The organism is Oceanicola sp. 502str15, assembly GCF_024105635.1.
Taxonomy (GTDB): Bacteria; Pseudomonadota; Alphaproteobacteria; order Rhodobacterales; family Rhodobacteraceae; genus Vannielia.
On record NZ_WYDQ01000001.1, the window covers coordinates 2,023,804 to 2,038,294 of the forward strand.

Annotated in this window: 12 protein-coding genes and 1 tRNA gene; 7 read left to right on the top strand and 6 right to left on the bottom strand. The window is 69.0% G+C overall.

Going from position 1 to position 14,491, the window contains the following annotated elements; genetic code table 11:
- Window positions 1-89 precede the first annotated feature (89 nt).
- The gene (locus GTH22_RS09800) at window positions 90-743 is read right to left on the bottom strand and encodes a protein-L-isoaspartate O-methyltransferase (protein WP_252945006.1); all 654 of its coding nucleotides are present in this window, start codon (window positions 741-743) and stop codon (window positions 90-92) included.
- Window positions 744-1,025: 282 nt separating this feature from the next.
- Here GTH22_RS09800 and GTH22_RS09805 point away from each other — a divergent pair.
- Window positions 1,026-1,099: transfer RNA gene (locus GTH22_RS09805), tRNA-Cys, on the top strand.
- 89 nt (window positions 1,100-1,188) lie between these two features.
- On the opposite strand, the gene GTH22_RS09810 is transcribed toward GTH22_RS09805, so the two are convergent.
- From GTH22_RS09810 to GTH22_RS09825, 4 genes are all read right to left on the bottom strand, one after another.
- Window positions 1,189-2,454, bottom strand: a complete 1,266-nt coding sequence (locus tag GTH22_RS09810; protein ID WP_252945007.1) for an O-antigen ligase — start codon at window positions 2,452-2,454, stop codon at window positions 1,189-1,191.
- Window positions 2,451-3,890, bottom strand: a complete 1,440-nt coding sequence (locus tag GTH22_RS09815) for a hypothetical protein (protein WP_252945008.1) — start codon at window positions 3,888-3,890, stop codon at window positions 2,451-2,453. The genes GTH22_RS09810 and GTH22_RS09815 overlap by 4 nt, the downstream gene beginning before the upstream one ends.
- A gap of 158 nt (window positions 3,891-4,048) precedes the next feature.
- Entirely contained in the window at window positions 4,049-4,417 is a 369-nt protein-coding gene (locus GTH22_RS09820; protein ID WP_252945009.1) for a GFA family protein, read from the bottom strand.
- A 126-nt stretch (window positions 4,418-4,543) separates the two neighbouring features.
- Window positions 4,544-5,161, bottom strand: a complete 618-nt coding sequence (locus GTH22_RS09825) for a response regulator transcription factor (RefSeq protein WP_252945010.1) — start codon at window positions 5,159-5,161, stop codon at window positions 4,544-4,546.
- Between the two features lie 234 nt (window positions 5,162-5,395).
- Here GTH22_RS09825 and GTH22_RS09830 point away from each other — a divergent pair, with 234 nt between their 5' ends.
- The 4 genes from GTH22_RS09830 to GTH22_RS09845 all read left to right on the top strand — a co-directional run bounded on the left by GTH22_RS09830 (window position 5,396) and on the right by GTH22_RS09845 (window position 10,914).
- Entirely contained in the window at window positions 5,396-6,775 is a 1,380-nt protein-coding gene (locus tag GTH22_RS09830; protein WP_252945011.1) for a WecB/TagA/CpsF family glycosyltransferase, read from the top strand.
- Window positions 6,776-6,820: 45 nt separating this feature from the next.
- On the top strand, window positions 6,821-7,708 hold the full coding sequence (locus GTH22_RS09835) for a UTP--glucose-1-phosphate uridylyltransferase (protein WP_252945012.1): 888 nt from the start codon (window positions 6,821-6,823) through the stop codon (window positions 7,706-7,708).
- Window positions 7,709-7,809: 101 nt separating this feature from the next.
- The gene (locus tag GTH22_RS09840) at window positions 7,810-8,316 is read left to right on the top strand and encodes a molybdopterin-dependent oxidoreductase (protein ID WP_252945013.1); all 507 of its coding nucleotides are present in this window, start codon (window positions 7,810-7,812) and stop codon (window positions 8,314-8,316) included.
- A gap of 51 nt (window positions 8,317-8,367) precedes the next feature.
- Window positions 8,368-10,914 carry a PAS domain-containing hybrid sensor histidine kinase/response regulator gene (locus tag GTH22_RS09845; RefSeq protein WP_252945014.1) on the top strand — a complete coding sequence of 849 codons (2,547 nt, stop codon included), beginning with the start codon at window positions 8,368-8,370 and terminating at the stop codon, window positions 10,912-10,914.
- 7 nt (window positions 10,915-10,921) lie between these two features.
- Here the strand turns inward: GTH22_RS09845 and GTH22_RS09850 are convergent, their stop codons facing one another.
- Window positions 10,922-12,121 (bottom strand): polysaccharide biosynthesis/export family protein, encoded by a 1,200-nt coding sequence (locus GTH22_RS09850; protein WP_252945015.1) that lies wholly within the window; start codon window positions 12,119-12,121, stop codon window positions 10,922-10,924.
- 201 nt (window positions 12,122-12,322) lie between these two features.
- On the opposite strand from GTH22_RS09850, the gene GTH22_RS09855 reads away from it, so the two are divergent.
- Both GTH22_RS09855 and GTH22_RS09860 read left to right on the top strand, forming a co-directional pair.
- Entirely contained in the window at window positions 12,323-13,561 is a 1,239-nt protein-coding gene (locus GTH22_RS09855) for an oligosaccharide flippase family protein (protein WP_252945016.1), read from the top strand.
- A gap of 3 nt (window positions 13,562-13,564) precedes the next feature.
- The gene (locus GTH22_RS09860; protein ID WP_252945017.1) at window positions 13,565-14,485 is read left to right on the top strand and encodes a glycosyltransferase family 2 protein; all 921 of its coding nucleotides are present in this window, start codon (window positions 13,565-13,567) and stop codon (window positions 14,483-14,485) included.
- Window positions 14,486-14,491: the final 6 nt, after the last annotated feature.

The following is a 14,491-nucleotide window of genomic DNA, read 5'->3' on the forward strand; positions in this document are numbered from 1 at the left end:
TCGGCCCTCGCCTCTTCGCGCTCTCTGGCGCCGTTCGTCTTATCTGTGCAGACCGTGCATCGGCCGCGGACCGGCAGGCTGCGCGCGGCTCAGAGCGCAAACTCGCGTGTCGTCTCGAAGCCAGACAGCACCGGTGCGGTGGCGTTGAAGGCAAAGCGCCAGGCGATGCGCCCGTTCTGGCGGGTGCCGATCTTCACCGTGCCGAGCCCGCCCTGCATCATCACGCAGGCAATGCGGCCGCCCTCCTTGAGCTGCTCGGAGAGCGCCTCGGGCAGCGTTTCGACCCCGCCTTCGATCACGATCACATCGTAGGGCCCGTGCTTGGCGGCACCCTCGGCCAGCGGGCCGGTCAGAACCACGGCGTTCATCACCTCTTCGCGCGCCAGGATCGCCTCGGCCTCGGTGGCGAGGCTCTCGACCTCTTCGAGCGCAACCACGGTATCGGCCAGGTCGGCCAGGACCGCGGCGGAGTAGCCCAGCCCGCAGCCCAGATCGAGCACCATGTCGGTCGGGCTCACGTCGAGCCCGTCGAGCATTTTGGCGAAGGTGCGCGGCTCCAGCATCACCCGACCGGGGGCGATGGTGAGGTTTTCGCCAAGGTAGGCGGCCTCGCGCTTGTCGTCGGGCACATAGGCCTCGCGCTTGATTTTCAGCATGGCGTCGATGATGGGAAACTTGGTCACATCCGAGGGACGGACCTGGTTGTCGACCATCATGGTGCGGCGGGTGTCGTATAGGGTCATTGAAAGTAAACTCTTCGGTTCGCTTCTCTTCCTTAGGATTGCCATGAAACGCCGGGCGAGGCAACACGACGGATGCGCACAGGGTTCACACAGTATTGCCGCTTCTGTGCACAGCCCCCCCCCCGCCTGCCGCGCGGGGTGAACAGGCGCCGACCGCCCTGCCCGGCCGGTACTGGTGCAGCCGAGAAGGCTGCGGATCTCCCCTGCCCCCGCGCCACCCCCTCCGAGACCTCTTGAAACAGCTCCCGAAACCCGCTACCTCCCGGCGCACCACCCAAGGACGGCGAGTTGGCGGAGTGGTTACGCAGCGGATTGCAAATCCGTGCACACCGGTTCGATTCCGGTACTCGCCTCCAGACCCCCCCGAGGTTTCAGATTGACCGGCGGTATCCGACGCATCGTGCGGCCGGCGCAGGCACCGGGGCGATGTCACTTGATCCACCCCTCAAACCACCCGGTCCCTCGCTACTTCGCGCAGGTGAACGCCCAGCAGCACCAGTCCGGGCCAGAGCATGTAGGCCTCGATCTCGATGTTCTCGCCGAACGACAGCAGCACCATCGTCATCAGGATGCCCAGCGGCAGTCTTCCGCGCGGGTGGCGGGCGGCGTCTATCAGGGTGAAGGCCACGTGCCAGGCCATGGGCACCAGCAGGGCGAGGAACCCGACCAGGCCTTTCACGAAGAGCAGGCCGAACCAGGTGTGGTGGCTGCCGATCGGCATGTATTCCACCGCGTGCGAGCCGGGGTGGACGGTGCCGTGGCCGAACCATGGGGCCTCGTTCTCCCATCTCTCACGGGCGATCCGCTGCAGGGTCTCCCGCACGCGGGTGCTGTCGGCACGGGCGCCCTTGAAGGCGGACACCGCATCGCCGGCCACCGTTGCCAGCGTGGTCCCCACCACCGCGAGCGAGGCGGTCAGCGCCGCCGTCACCTGCCAGGCCCAGCCGCGCAGGATCAGCGGCAGCATCCTTGGCGCAACGGTGCAGGCGACCAGCCCGACCAGACCCATCCGGGACTTGGAGGCGAGAATCATCAGCACCCCCGCCGCCACGCCCGCCGCCATCCAGCGACGGTCTTTCTCCTCGAGCGCGAAGAGCACCATGATGACCCCGAGCAGCGCCGCGAAGGGCGACCAGGGGGCGTAGAACTGCCAGCGCGGCGTCCAGCTTGCCGGGTCCCACGTGAAAAGGAACACGCTGAAATACTCCGGACCCGGCCCGCCGATGGCCTTGAGCGGCGAGGTGAAGATGCGCTCGGGCAGGCCGATGTAGGGGGCGATGAGCAGCGCGGGCGCGAGGGCCAGCGTCCATGCGCCGACCACGCATTGGCCCCGGATCAGCACCTCTCGGCGGATCTGCAGCACGGCGCCCGCAAGCGGAAACAGCGCCAGCAGCGCCCAGCCCTTGGCCCAGCCGATGGAGCTCTTGATCGTCTGCTTCAGCCCGAGGCCCCAGTCGAGGTGGCCGACCCAGAGCGCGACGAGCATCACCGCCATGCCGATGAACCAGGCCCAGACCAGCGGCGGCACCGGCCCGGTCGGGCGCAGGTCGGCGCGCATCGCCGGGCCGAGGTAGAGCGAGAGCGCGGCCAGCCCGCCGAGCAGCCAGGCCAGCACCGGGCCGACGACGTAGAGCGCGCCTATCGCGTAGAACGGCCAGGTGAGCACGAGGGTCTTGTAGACCATCCGCTCGGGGCCGGTGAGGCCGGTCATGTGCGCTCATCCGGGCGCGCGAGGAGGCGGCCGATCAGGGCGCCGCGCATCCAGCCCAGCATGAGGCCGAAGACCATCATCAACGTCGCCGCAACGCCTGCGGCCAGCGCCAGCTTGCGGTTGGGGGAGGAGGGGTTCTCGGGAAGCGAGGGATTTTCGAGCACCTGCACCAGCGGGTAGGAGGCATAGACGTCGGACTTGGTCGACTGCGTCCGGGCGATGGCGCTGGCAAAGACGGCCTCGGCCACGGTGAAGTCGCGTTGCAGGTCCTGCAGGCGGGCTGCGGGGGCGGCGAGGCGCTTTTGGGCGGAGAGCTCCGCGTCGAGCCGGGCCGACAGGGTTTCCAACTGACGTGCCGCGCCCGAGCGCTCTGCCTCCATCCGCACCAGCTGCGCCAGAAGCTCGGCGCGGGCGCCATCGGGGGCGAGATCGAGCGCGGCGAGCGCGGTGGGCTCAAGCCCCGTCACCGCAGCGGCGCGGGCCAGGGTGGCGGCCTGCGCCGAGGCCTGCGCCCCGCGCGCCACCTGCACCTTGGGGTGCCCCTCGCCATAGGCGGAGCGGGCCTCCGCCAGCGTGGCGGCGTGGCTGGCGGCCTCTTCGGTGAGGGCGGAGAACTCGGCGTCGGCATAGAGCTTCAGCGTTGCGGCGGCGGCCGTGGCGGGCAGGCCCAGCGTGGCTTCGAGCGCGGCGACGCTCTGGCTCTTCTCGCTCAGGGTCGCCTCGAGGTCGCGCACGCGGCTCTGCAACTGGCGGGTCTCTTCAACCATCGCATCATACTGGTCGGGCGAGACAAGGCCGGTCTCTCCCTGGAGAGCGGCGATGTCGGCCCGGGTGGCGGCCACGGAGCTGCGATACTCGGAAATCGCGGCCAGCCCGCTGTCTTCGCGGGTGGCCATCTCGTCGGCCCGCAGCGCGTCGATCTCGGCGAAGAAGGCCGCGATCAGCGCATCGCCGCGTGCCTGAGCCGTCTCCGGGCTGCCGCCGGCCATCTCCACATGGATCAGGCTGGTCTGGTCGACGAGGTTGATCCGCGGCGCGCCGAACTCGCGGCGGGTCATCCCCATCGCGCCCGCGGCGGCATCCACGATCCGGTCGGCCCCGATAAGGCGCTTGTAGGTCTCGGTCGGGCTCACCGCGTTGCTGGCGAAGGCGGAGTTGGCATAGGAGGAGGCCTGCCCGATGCCGTTCAGGTTCATCGAGGCCGAGGCCCCGGAGCCGGGCAGGATCAGCGAGGCCGTAGATTTGAAGGTGAGCGGCGCGGTGCGCAGGTAGCCCGTGATCGGCGCCCAAATCGCCGCCCCGCCCATGAGCGCAAAGGCAAGGTAGCGGGGGAAGCGGCCCAGATCGCCAATGCGGCCGCCCAGCAGGATGCGCTTGCCGGTCAGGCGGCGTTTGCGGGCAAGTTTGGCGGTGTGAAACGTATCTTGCAGGGTCATCGGGCATCTCCTTCTTGGCGGACCATAGAGGGAGAGGCCCTGCCCCGCCTCCGCGCGGGCGGGGAGGTGCGGGGGGCATCGGGGGCGATTGGGCTATCCGTAGGGATAGGAGGGGCTATGTGCCGGCCGTCCGTGCAGGCGCGCCGCGGGATGACGGCTCAACCGGGGAGCCCGTCGATCTTTTCGAGCGCGGCAAGATCGTCGTCCCAATCCGCACGACTGGAGAAGCAGATGCGTGCGCTGGGCTTCATTCCGATCGGACCGTCGAGTGACCCGGCCGGCACGACGACCACATCATCCTCCGCCTGTTCGAATGGCAGCGCGGAACCGCATTTCGTGCAGAAGCACTTCGCGTGGCGCGACCCGGAAAGCCGGAAATGCCTGATATGTTCCTCGCCCGACGGCCAGTTGAGGCGGGCCGACGCGAAAAACAGGTTTGCCGCATGGGCCGACCCGGTATCCTTGCGGCAGCGCGAGCAATGGCACAGGAAGAAACCCTGGAGATCGCCTGATATGTCGAAGGTCACTGTGCCACACAGGCACTGACCGGACGCCGGATCGCTAGTCGAAATGCTCATCGGAACCCACCCATCACGCCGCCCGCCAAACATGGAGTAGCGGGCGATGCGGCCGCGCCACGCCCACACCCATTCTCAAAACAACCCGGCTTCCCGCGCCATAAGTGCCGCCTGGGTGCGGTTCGACGCGCCCACCTTCCGGTAGAGGGTCTTCATGTGCAGCTTGATCGTCGGCTCGGTGATGTCGAGGTCGCGGGCGATTTCCTTGTTGGATTTGCCCTCGGTCAGCCCCTTGAGCACCTGCAACTCGCGGGGCGTCAGCTTTTCGGCCATCGGGTGCGTCGGGGTCTCCTCGGCGGCGGTCATGAAGTCGATGGGGGCGTATTGCTCGCCCATCGCCATGAACTTCACCGCGTTGATCATCGACTTGGCGGGCAGGGTCTTGGGCACGAAGCCTGCCGCGCCGGCCTCCAGCGCCTTTTCGGCGATCTCCTTGGTGGCCTCGCCCGAGAGCAGCGCCACCCGCTGGCCCGCGCCCAGCGCCATCGTTGCCTTCAGCCCGTCGAGGCCGTTCATGCCGGGCATGTTGAGGTCGAGCAGCACGAGGTCGAAGGGCTCGTCGGCGGCTTCGATCAGCTTGTGTGCGGCGGGCAGGTCGGGGGCGGTCTCGGTTTCGATGTCGCCCTGGCTCTGCAGGAACATCACCAGCGTGTCCCGCAGTAGGTCGTGGTCATCGGCAATCAGAACGCGCATCGGAGGCTCCCGGGTTTCCGCACTGGTAGAACGCTTCATCCAATACCTAACCCATCGGCGGACGGAAAGGGGCGGAACATTCGGAGCGTCCCTATCCCCTTCGGATAGGCCGTCGCGCCACTGGTAATAGTTTCTTAACCAAAGCGCCGCGCGCCTCTCCTCCCGCTCCGTTGAGGCGGGCCGGGGGCGGCGGGCATGAAGAGGGCAAGTTCCTGAACCAGAAGGATTTGCCCGATGAAAGCCGCCACGTTCGACACGCCCCACACCGCCGTCACCCCGGCCCTGCCCACCGCCACGCTGCCCGCGCTCGGCCTCGACCTTGTTGATGCCACCCCCGCGCAGACCATCGACGCCCTGCTCGCCCCGGGCCGCCGCCGCGCCTTCTTCATGAATGCGCATTGCTGCAACATCCGCCGCCGCAACCGGGCCTACCGCGAGGCCGTTGCCGGGGCCGACATGGTGCTGCCCGACGGCATTGGCGTGGAGCTGGCTGGCAAGATGACCGGCCACGCCCTCACCGCCAACCTCAACGGAACCGATCTCGTGCCCGAGCTGCTGGAAGAAGCGGCGGCTGAGGGCAAGTCCGTCTACCTCTTCGGCGGCACGCCCGGCACGGCAGAGGCCGCCGCCGCCGCGCTCAAGGCCCGCATTCCCGCGCTTGTCATCGCCGGCACCCGCGATGGTTTCGCCGGCGCGGCGGATGCCGATGCCGTGGTCGACGCCATCAACGACAGCGGCGCCGACATCGTGCTGGTCGCTCTCGGCGTGCCGATGCAGGAGCTCTGGCTGCACCGCCATGCCTGGCGGCTCGACGCGCCGCTCGCGCTGGCCGTCGGCGCGCTCTTCGACTTTCTCGCCGGCAACGTGACCCGCGCGCCCGCCATGGTCCGCAAGGCCAAGGCCGAATGGGTCTGGCGGCTGGCGCAGGAGCCGCGCCGCCTTGCCAAGCGCTACCTCGCAGGCAATGCCAGCTTCCTCGCCCATGCCGCGCTGAAGGCCTGGGGCCCCGAGAGCTTCGCCGCACTCCAGCGCCGCACACTCGACGTGACCCTTTCGCTCGCGGCCCTCGTGCTGCTCTCTCCCCTGCTGCTGCTCACCGCGCTCGCCATCAAGGCCGACAGCCGCGGCCCGGTGTTCTTCAGGCAAACCCGCGTGGGCCGCGATGGCCGCGTGTTCACCATGTTCAAGTTCCGCTCGATGAGCGTCGACGCTGAGGCCCGCCGCGCCGCGCTGCTCGCCACTTCCGACCGCGACGGCGTGTGCTTCAAGTCCAAGGCCGATCCGCGCGTGACCCGCGTGGGCCGCTTCATCCGCCGCTTCTCCATCGACGAGCTGCCGCAGATCCTGAACGTGCTGAAGGGCGAGATGGCCATCGTCGGGCCGCGCCCGGCGCTGCCCTCCGAAGTGGCGGCCTATCCGGCCCGCGCGCTCGGCCGCCTTGCGGTGAAGCCCGGCCTTACCGGCGTGTGGCAGGTCTCCGGCCGCGCCTCCATCGGCTTCGACAAGATGGTCGAGATGGACCTTTCCTACGCCGCCTCGCGCACCCTGCTGCTCGACCTCACCCTCATCGCCCGCACCTTCGGCGCCGTGCTCGGCGGCCGGGGCGCTTACTGACCCCCCTCCCCTCACCTCACCTGCTCACCGAAAGGACCACCTGCCATGACCCACGTTCGCAAAGCCGTCTTCCCCGTCGCCGGAATGGGCACCCGCTTTCTGCCCGCCACCAAGTCGATCCCGAAGGAGATGCTGCCGCTCGTTGACCGACCGCTGATCCAATACGCCATCGATGAGGCCCGCGAGGCCGGGATCGAGGAGTTCATCTTCGTCACCGCCGCCGGCAAGGGCGCGCTGGAAGACTACTTCGACACCGCCGCCGCGCTGGAGCACCGCCTGGAAGCCGCCGGCAAGGCCGATGCGCTGGCCGCGCTGGAGCGCACCCGGATGCCCGAAGGCGCCCTAAGCTTCCTGCGCCAGCCCAACCCGCGCGGCCTCGGCCACGCCGTCCGGCTGGCCCGCAAGCTGGTGGGCGACGCACCCTTCGCCGTGCTTCTGCCCGATGACGTGATCCGCGCCCGCCGTGGAGCGCTGGCGCAGATGGTCGAGGCCCACGCCCGCACCGGCGGGCACATGGTTGCCACCATGGACGTGCCGCGCAGCAAGGTCTCCGCCTATGGCGTGCTCGACGTGGCCGAGCGGCAAGGCCGGGTCGCCGTGGCCCGCGGCATGGTCGAGAAGCCGCGCGCCGATGTCGCCCCCTCCACCAGCGCGGTGATCGGGCGCTACATCCTCGAGCCCTCGATCTTCGACAAGCTCGAAACCCTCGGGCCCGGCGCTGGCGGCGAGTTGCAGCTGACTGATGCCATCAACGCCGACCTTCCCCGTGCCGGTGTCTGCGGCTACGCCTTCGAGGGCGAGCGGTTCGACTGCGGCTCGGTGCAGGGGTTCGTGCAGGCCACCGCCGCCTTCGCGCTCGAGCGCGCCGAACTGGCAGGCGAGCTGCGCGGCTTCCTTGCCGAGCGCAGCGCCACCCTGCGCCAGGTCGCCTGAGCCACGACTATCCGAAAGGATAGGTCCCTATCCGCCTGACCCTTTGGGACGGGCGGGCCATCCGTGGCATAGACTGCCGCAGGAAACCAAGGAGCACCCCAATGTTGCGCACAATCATCCAGTCGCTCTCCCTCGCCGCGCTCACCGCCCTGCCGCTTGCCGCGCAGGAGCTGGCCGCCCCGGAAGGCGAAGTGATCCTCACCGTCTCGGGCGAGATCGCCACCACCAACGCCGAGGGCACCGCGCAATTCGACCTTGCCATGCTCGAGGCACTCGGCACCGAAACCGTCGAGACCACCACCATCTGGACCGAGGGCACCAACACCTTCGAGGGCGTCTCGCTGAAGGCGCTGGCAGAGGCGGTGGGCATGGAGGGTGCCACGCTGCGCGCCACGGCGATCAACGACTATGCCGTCGAGATCCCGCTGACCGACGCCGTCGAGGGCGGCCCGATCGTGGCCTATCGGATGAACGGCACCGAGATGTCGGTGCGCGACAAGGGCCCGCTCTGGATCATCTACCCCTATGATGCCAGCGCCGAGTATCGCACCGAGGTGATCTATTCCCGCAGCATCTGGCAACTCGACCGCATCGTCGTGACCGACTAAGGCTGAACCGGTCCGCGCGCCACCAGCGCGGGCCACACCCAGGAGCCCTGCATGGCCAGAAGCAGCCGCCGCCCCTCAAGCATGCGCTACACCGCCTCCGCCCTCGCGGGGGCGTTCTGCCTTGCGGCGCTGGTCTATCTCTCGATCAATGTGGCCCGCGATCTTCGGCTGCTGAATTCGGCCAGTTCCGACAACGTGCAATGGACCCTGTCGCAGTCGGAGGTGGAGTTTCTCGAGTTTCAGATCCACCTCGCCGCGCTGCCGGGGGATGGCGGCGACGAGTTGCGCGCGCTGCGCCGGGAATATGACATCTTCTACAGCCGGATCACCACGCTGGAGCAGAGCTCGATCTACAGCGAGCTGCGTGCCGAGCCGGAGTTCTCGCGCAACTTGCGGATCGTGAAGACTTTCCTCGACCGCACCGTCCCGCTCATCGACGCGCCGGACGCGGAGCTTGCAGCCTCCGTGCCCGAGCTTCAGGCCCGTGCGGAAGAGGTGCGACCCAACGTGCGTGCGCTGGCGAATTCGGGCCTCAACTACTTTGCCGTGGATTCCGACCGGCGGCGCGACAACGTGGCCGTCACCCTGACCCAGCTCGCCGTAGGCGTGACCGTGCTGGTGCTGGCCCTGCTCGCCTTCGCCGCTTACCTGAATTTCCTCAACCGCCAGAACGTGCGCCGCCGCCGGGAGGTGCTCGAAAGCGCGCGGCGGATGAATGTCGTGACCTCCACCGCGCTCGACGGGGTGATCGTGATCGACAAGGCCGGCACCGTGCTCGATTTCAACGCCGCCGCCACGCAGATCTTCGGCTACTCCGCGGAAGAGGCGTTGGGGGCCAACCTCGGCGCGTTGATCGTGCCCGAGGAGTACCGCGCCGCCCATGATGCCGGGATGCAGCGGATGCGCGATGGCGGCGAGCAGCGCGTGGTCGGCAAGGGCCGGGTCAAGCTGGCGGCGCGGCGCAAGTCGGGCGAGGTCTTTCCCGTCGAGTTCGCCATCCAGTCCGCCGAAACCGACGACGGCACCATCTTCATCTCCTTCCTGCGCGACATCTCGCACCGGGTTCAGGCTGAACAGGAGCTGGTCGAAACCCGCGACCGCGCGCTGGCCGGCGAGAAGGCCAAGACCGATTTCCTCGCCACCATGAGCCACGAGATCCGCACGCCACTGAACGGCCTCCTGGGGAATCTGGAGTTGATGCAGGACACCCGCCTCAGCGCCCGCCAGGCCCGCTACGTCAAGAATATGGACACCTCGGGCAAACTGCTGATGAGCCACATCTCCGATGTGCTCGACATCACCAAATACGACGCCGGCAAGCTTCAGCTCCGCCCGGTGGCGATGAACCTCTCCACCCTGCTTCAGGATATCGTCGACAACCAGAGCGGCGCCGCGCTGGCGCAGGATACCACGCTGGAATGGGGCTGGTCGGGCCCGCAGCTCGACTGGATCAGGGCCGACCGCGACAGGCTTCAGCACGTGCTGATGAACATCATCGGCAACGCGGTGAAGTTCACCCGCGGCGGTCGCGTGACGGTGGAGGCCGAGCAGCTGGGCGGCGCGAACAATCCCGAAGTGCAGATCACCGTCAGCGACACCGGCATCGGCATGGAGGCGGGCCTGCAGGCCCACATCTTCGACGACTTCATGACCGGCGACAGCTCCTATGACCGCGAGGTCGGCGGCACCGGCCTTGGCCTCGGCATTGCGCAGCGCTTCGTGAAGGCGCTCGGCGGCTCGATCGAGGTCGAGAGCGAGGCGGGCGTGGGCAGCAGCTTCATGGTGCGCCTGCCCGTCGAGCCGATTGCCGCGCCGGGGCCGGAGGTGGCCGCGCGCAAACCGCGCAGCAAGGCGATGGCCAGCAAGGTGCTTCTGGTCGAGGACAACGAGATCAACCGCGTGGTCGCCCGCGAGATGCTCGAGGCCGCCGGCCACACCGTGACCCTCGCCCACAACGGGCGCGAGGCGGTGGAAAAGGCCGGGACCGCGCCCTTCGACCTGATCCTGATGGACATCTCCATGCCGGTGATGGACGGGCGCGAGGCCACCCGCGCCATTCGCGCCGGCCATGGCCCCTGCGCCCGCGTGCCCATCATCGCCCTCACCGCCAACGCGGTCGCCGAGGAGCAGGAGGCGTTTCTTTCCGACGGGATGGACGACATCGTGACAAAGCCGCTCTCCCGCGCCGCGCTCGACCGGGTGCTGGCCGATCACAGCGGAGCCGACAGGCCGGAGCGCGCGGCGGAAAACCCCGCCGTGGCAGTCAGCTACCTCGACGAGCTGCGCGACACGCTCGGGGTGGAGGCAATGGGAGGATTGCTGGACCGTTTCGGCAGCGAGGTCGACGCCCATCTCGCCTTCCTCGAAACCTCGGCCGACGACGACCTTGCCGACACCGCCGCGCGCACCCACAAGATTGCCGGAAGCGCGGCCACCCTCGGCGCGGTCGCCCTGCGCGCCGCGCTTGTGGGCATCGAGGATGCAGCCAAGGCGGGCGACACGAAAGGCATGTGCAAGGGCATCGACGCGCTGCCGGAAGTCTGGGCGCAGACCCGCGCCGCCCTGGTGGCGGAACGCCGCAAGGCCCCCCGCCCCTGATGGCCTCTCAGGGCCGCAGCAGCCCCAGCACCCGCCCGATCTCGCCCACGTTCGTGACCGTGCTGTCGTAGCAGGCGATGGAGTCGCCCGGCAGCAGGAAGGGGTCGTAGTCGTCGCGGTCGGCACGGCGCAGCAGGTTCTCGATGTCGCGCTCGATCACCACGGAAACCTTGGTCACCGGGTTGCGCGAGAACAGCACCGAGGAGCGGTTGGCGCTGGTCGCCCGCGCCCCGCCCACGCAGTTGGTGTTCACCACCGCTTGCAGGTAGCGGGTGCCATAGGGCACCTCGCGGGTCTCCCGGCCGATCGCCGAGGGCGCGTTGCCCGTGGCTGGCTGAGTGAGATTGGAGAGGAACAGCGAAATCCCCGGCGGGCTGATCGGGCTCGGGCGCATCAGGTCTTCCTGGAAGCAGCCCCGGCTCGGCACGTTCACCTCGTCGCCGGTGAGCAGCATGATATCGACCGCGTTCTGCCCCTCGAAGACGCCGCGCATGTCGAGCGTGTAGAGCGCGCCGCCCCGGCGCACCTCGACGGCGGAAATGTCGGCATCGGGCCGCACGCCCCCTGCCGCCCGCAGTGCGGCCGAAAGGTTGCGCCCCTCGGTGGAGGCGCCCAGCGCCTGCTGGCGACGACTGTCCACCTGATCGCCCGGCACGCCGCCGATTTCCACGGCGCGGGGTTCGAAGACGGCGCCCGAGACACCGACGGTGACTGAGGCGAAATCGGCGACGCGCACCGAGATGCGCGGGCTGTCGGAGAAGAAGTCTCCGGCGAGGAGCTGGCGGGCAATGTCGGCCTCGATCTGCGAGGTCAGCCGTCCTTGCGCCGGGATCGGCGCAAGGAAGGGCAGCTTCAGCGTGCCATCGCGCGACACCACGTAATCGCCGTTGAAGGTCTCGTCGTCGCCGACGCGGATGTTCACGAGGTCGTTGCGGGTGAGCCGCTCGCCACGCAGGGCCGAAGCCGCCGCCACGCCACTCCCCTTGCCGCCTGCACCGCCGCGCGGGGCGCGGCACTTCTGGGCGTTGAGGGTGGCCGAGCGCAGAAACTGCGCCTCGTCGCGGCTCACATCCGGCGCGCGATACTGCGCCTGATAGGCATCGCCCTGCGCAACGGGTTCGAGATTGTCGGGCGTATCGAGCGCGGCGCAGGCCGTCAGGGCCAGCGCGGCGACGAGCGCCGTGGAAGACTTGTAAAGCTGCACCATACCTGCATTCGCCTTGTCGCCTGCGGTTGAGTGATTGTTATTGCCTTCCCGCGCCCCGGTCGAGAGAGCGTCGGGCGCGGCCACCCTATCCTTCCGGATATGATGCACAACTGTTGCGCCTTTGGCCTGTCCTTGGGCGCACAAGACGGCGCCACCCTGCTGGCGTAGACCTTGGTTACCAACCGCCAAGGGACCAGACAGATGCTTACCACTCACGGAACATCTCGTATCGTGCAGAACCTCCTCGCCTACGGGGCGTCGGAGGTTGCTGCCAAGGCCTCGCGGCTGTTGGTGGTCGTCGCCGTCGCCCGAACGCTCGATCTCGAGCAGATCGGTGTGGCGGCGGCGGCTCTCGCGGCGGCCGACATCCTGAAGTCGCTCACCGAGAACGGCGTCGGCCAGCGCATCATCGCCGCAGCAGACGATGAGCTGGAGGCGACCTGCGCCACCGCCCACCGGATCTTCTGGGCCTGGTGCCTTGGCCTCTTCGTGCTGCAATCGACCGTTGGCCTCGCGCTCTATGCCGCGGGCGGCAGCCTTACCCTCCTGCTGCTGATCCTGCTGCTGGCGGGCGAATACCTCTTCATGCCCGGCGGGCTGGTGCAGACTGCGCTGGCCATGCGCGCCGGCAAGCTGCGCCAGACGGCGGCCATCTCCGGCGGCCAGATCGTGGCGGCCAACCTCATGTCGGCGGCGCTGGCGCTGGCCTGGCCCTCGGCTTTGGCGCTGATCCTGCCGCGTCTGCTCACAGCGCCCTTCTGGCTCGTCGCCATGCGCCGCCTTCACCCCTGGACGCCTGACACGTCCGCCCCCCGGGCACCACTCGCGCCTTTCGCTCGTTTCGGCGCAGCGGTGCTCGGGGTGGAACTGGTCAAGGCGCTCAGGATGCAGGCCGACAAGCTGATCGTCGGCACGCTCATGGGCGCCGAGGCGCTTGGCCTCTACTTCATGGCCTTCAACGCGGGCCTCAGCCTCGCCACCTCCTTCTCCACCGCCTTCTCCACCGTACTCTTCCCGCATCTCTGCACCAGTACCGACCGGGCGCAGGCGCTGCGCCAGGCGATGATGCTGGGCCTCGGCCTCATCACCCCCGCCGTGCTGGCTCAGGCGCTGCTGGCCCCGGTCTACGTGCCGCTGCTCTTGGGCGCGGGCTGGGAGGAGCTGCCGCAGATCGTGTCGATCCTCTGCCTCGTCGCCATCCCCACCACCCTCTGGGCCGCCGCCGCCGGCTGGATGCGGGCGCAGGGCCGCGCTGGCGCCGAGTTCCGCGTGACCGCGCTGATGACCGCAGCACTCATGCTCAACACCGCCGCGCTGGCCCCCTTCGGCCTGCTGACCGTCGCCACCGGCTACGCGCTCACCGCCACCGTGGTGATGGTGCTCGCCTCCCTCCCTGCCCTCCACGCGGCCTTCGCCCGCCCCCACTTCGCAAAGGTCTGACCCATGCCCGCCATCTCCATCGTCATCCCCTGCTACAACGCCGAGGCAACCATCCTCGCCACGCTCGAAAGCCTGCTGCGCCAGAGCTTCACCGACTGGGAGGCCATCTGCATCGACGACGGCTCGACCGATGCCACCATGACCCTTGTGCGCTCCGCCGCCTGGCAGAACCCGCGCATCCGCCTCGTCGCCAACCTCGGCAAGGGCCCCAGCGTGGCCCGCAATGCCGGGGCCCTGCGCCACGCCACCGCACCGCTGGTGGCCTTCTTGGATGCCGACGACATCTGGCACCCCGAGAAGCTGGCACAGGTCGTCGATGCTTTCGCCGATGAGACCCTGCAGGCCGTCTACGGCCAGATCGAGTTTTTCCGCCACGCGCCGGGCGACAGCCGCGTGCGCTCCACCGTGCCCGCCGGGCCGCTCACCATCCCGATGCTGCTGGGCGAAAACCCGGTCTGCACCATGTCCAACCTCTCGGTCCGGCGCGAGACCTTCGCCGCCACCGGCGGGTTCGACAGCGCGATGGTCCACAACGAAGACCTCGAATGGCTGATCCGGCTGGTGGGTGACGGCGCCCGCGTCATCGGCCTGCCCGCGCTCCATACCTTCTACCGCACCACCACCGGCGGACTCTCGACCGACCTCGCCGCCATGGCCGCAGGCCGCGCCACCGCGCTCGAAACCGCCGCCCGCTACGGCTACGCCCCCGATGCCGAAAGCCACGCCCGGCACGAGCGTTACCTCGCCCGCCGCGCGCTGCGCCTCGGCGCCCCCGCCCGCGAGGCCCTGCGCCACGCCCGCGCCGGACTGCGCCACAGCCCCGCCGGCTTCTTCTCGCCCCTCCGTCGCGGCGCCCTCACCCTCGCCGGGGCCGCCTTCGCCCCGCTCCTGCCGCGCCCCCTGCGCCGCGCCCTCTTCTCCTGATCGCCC

Bases quoted from the DNA above. Each gene is read 5' to 3' on its own strand.
- GTH22_RS09800 (WP_252945006.1), bottom strand. From the start codon at position 743: ATGACCCTATACGACACCCGCCGCACCATGATGGTCGACAACCAGGTC.
- GTH22_RS09810 (WP_252945007.1), bottom strand. From the start codon at position 2,454: ATGACCGGCCTCACCGGCCCCGAGCGGATGGTCTACAAGACCCTCGTG.
- GTH22_RS09815 (WP_252945008.1), bottom strand. From the start codon at position 3,890: ATGACCCTGCAAGATACGTTTCACACCGCCAAACTTGCCCGCAAACGC.
- GTH22_RS09825 (WP_252945010.1), bottom strand. From the start codon at position 5,161: ATGCGCGTTCTGATTGCCGATGACCACGACCTACTGCGGGACACGCTG.
- GTH22_RS09830 (WP_252945011.1), top strand. From the start codon at position 5,396: ATGAAAGCCGCCACGTTCGACACGCCCCACACCGCCGTCACCCCGGCC.
- GTH22_RS09835 (WP_252945012.1), top strand. From the start codon at position 6,821: ATGACCCACGTTCGCAAAGCCGTCTTCCCCGTCGCCGGAATGGGCACC.
- GTH22_RS09840 (WP_252945013.1), top strand. From the start codon at position 7,810: ATGTTGCGCACAATCATCCAGTCGCTCTCCCTCGCCGCGCTCACCGCC.
- GTH22_RS09845 (WP_252945014.1), top strand. From the start codon at position 8,368: ATGGCCAGAAGCAGCCGCCGCCCCTCAAGCATGCGCTACACCGCCTCC.
- GTH22_RS09850 (WP_252945015.1), bottom strand. From the start codon at position 12,121: ATGGTGCAGCTTTACAAGTCTTCCACGGCGCTCGTCGCCGCGCTGGCC.
- GTH22_RS09855 (WP_252945016.1), top strand. From the start codon at position 12,323: ATGCTTACCACTCACGGAACATCTCGTATCGTGCAGAACCTCCTCGCC.
- GTH22_RS09860 (WP_252945017.1), top strand. From the start codon at position 13,565: ATGCCCGCCATCTCCATCGTCATCCCCTGCTACAACGCCGAGGCAACC.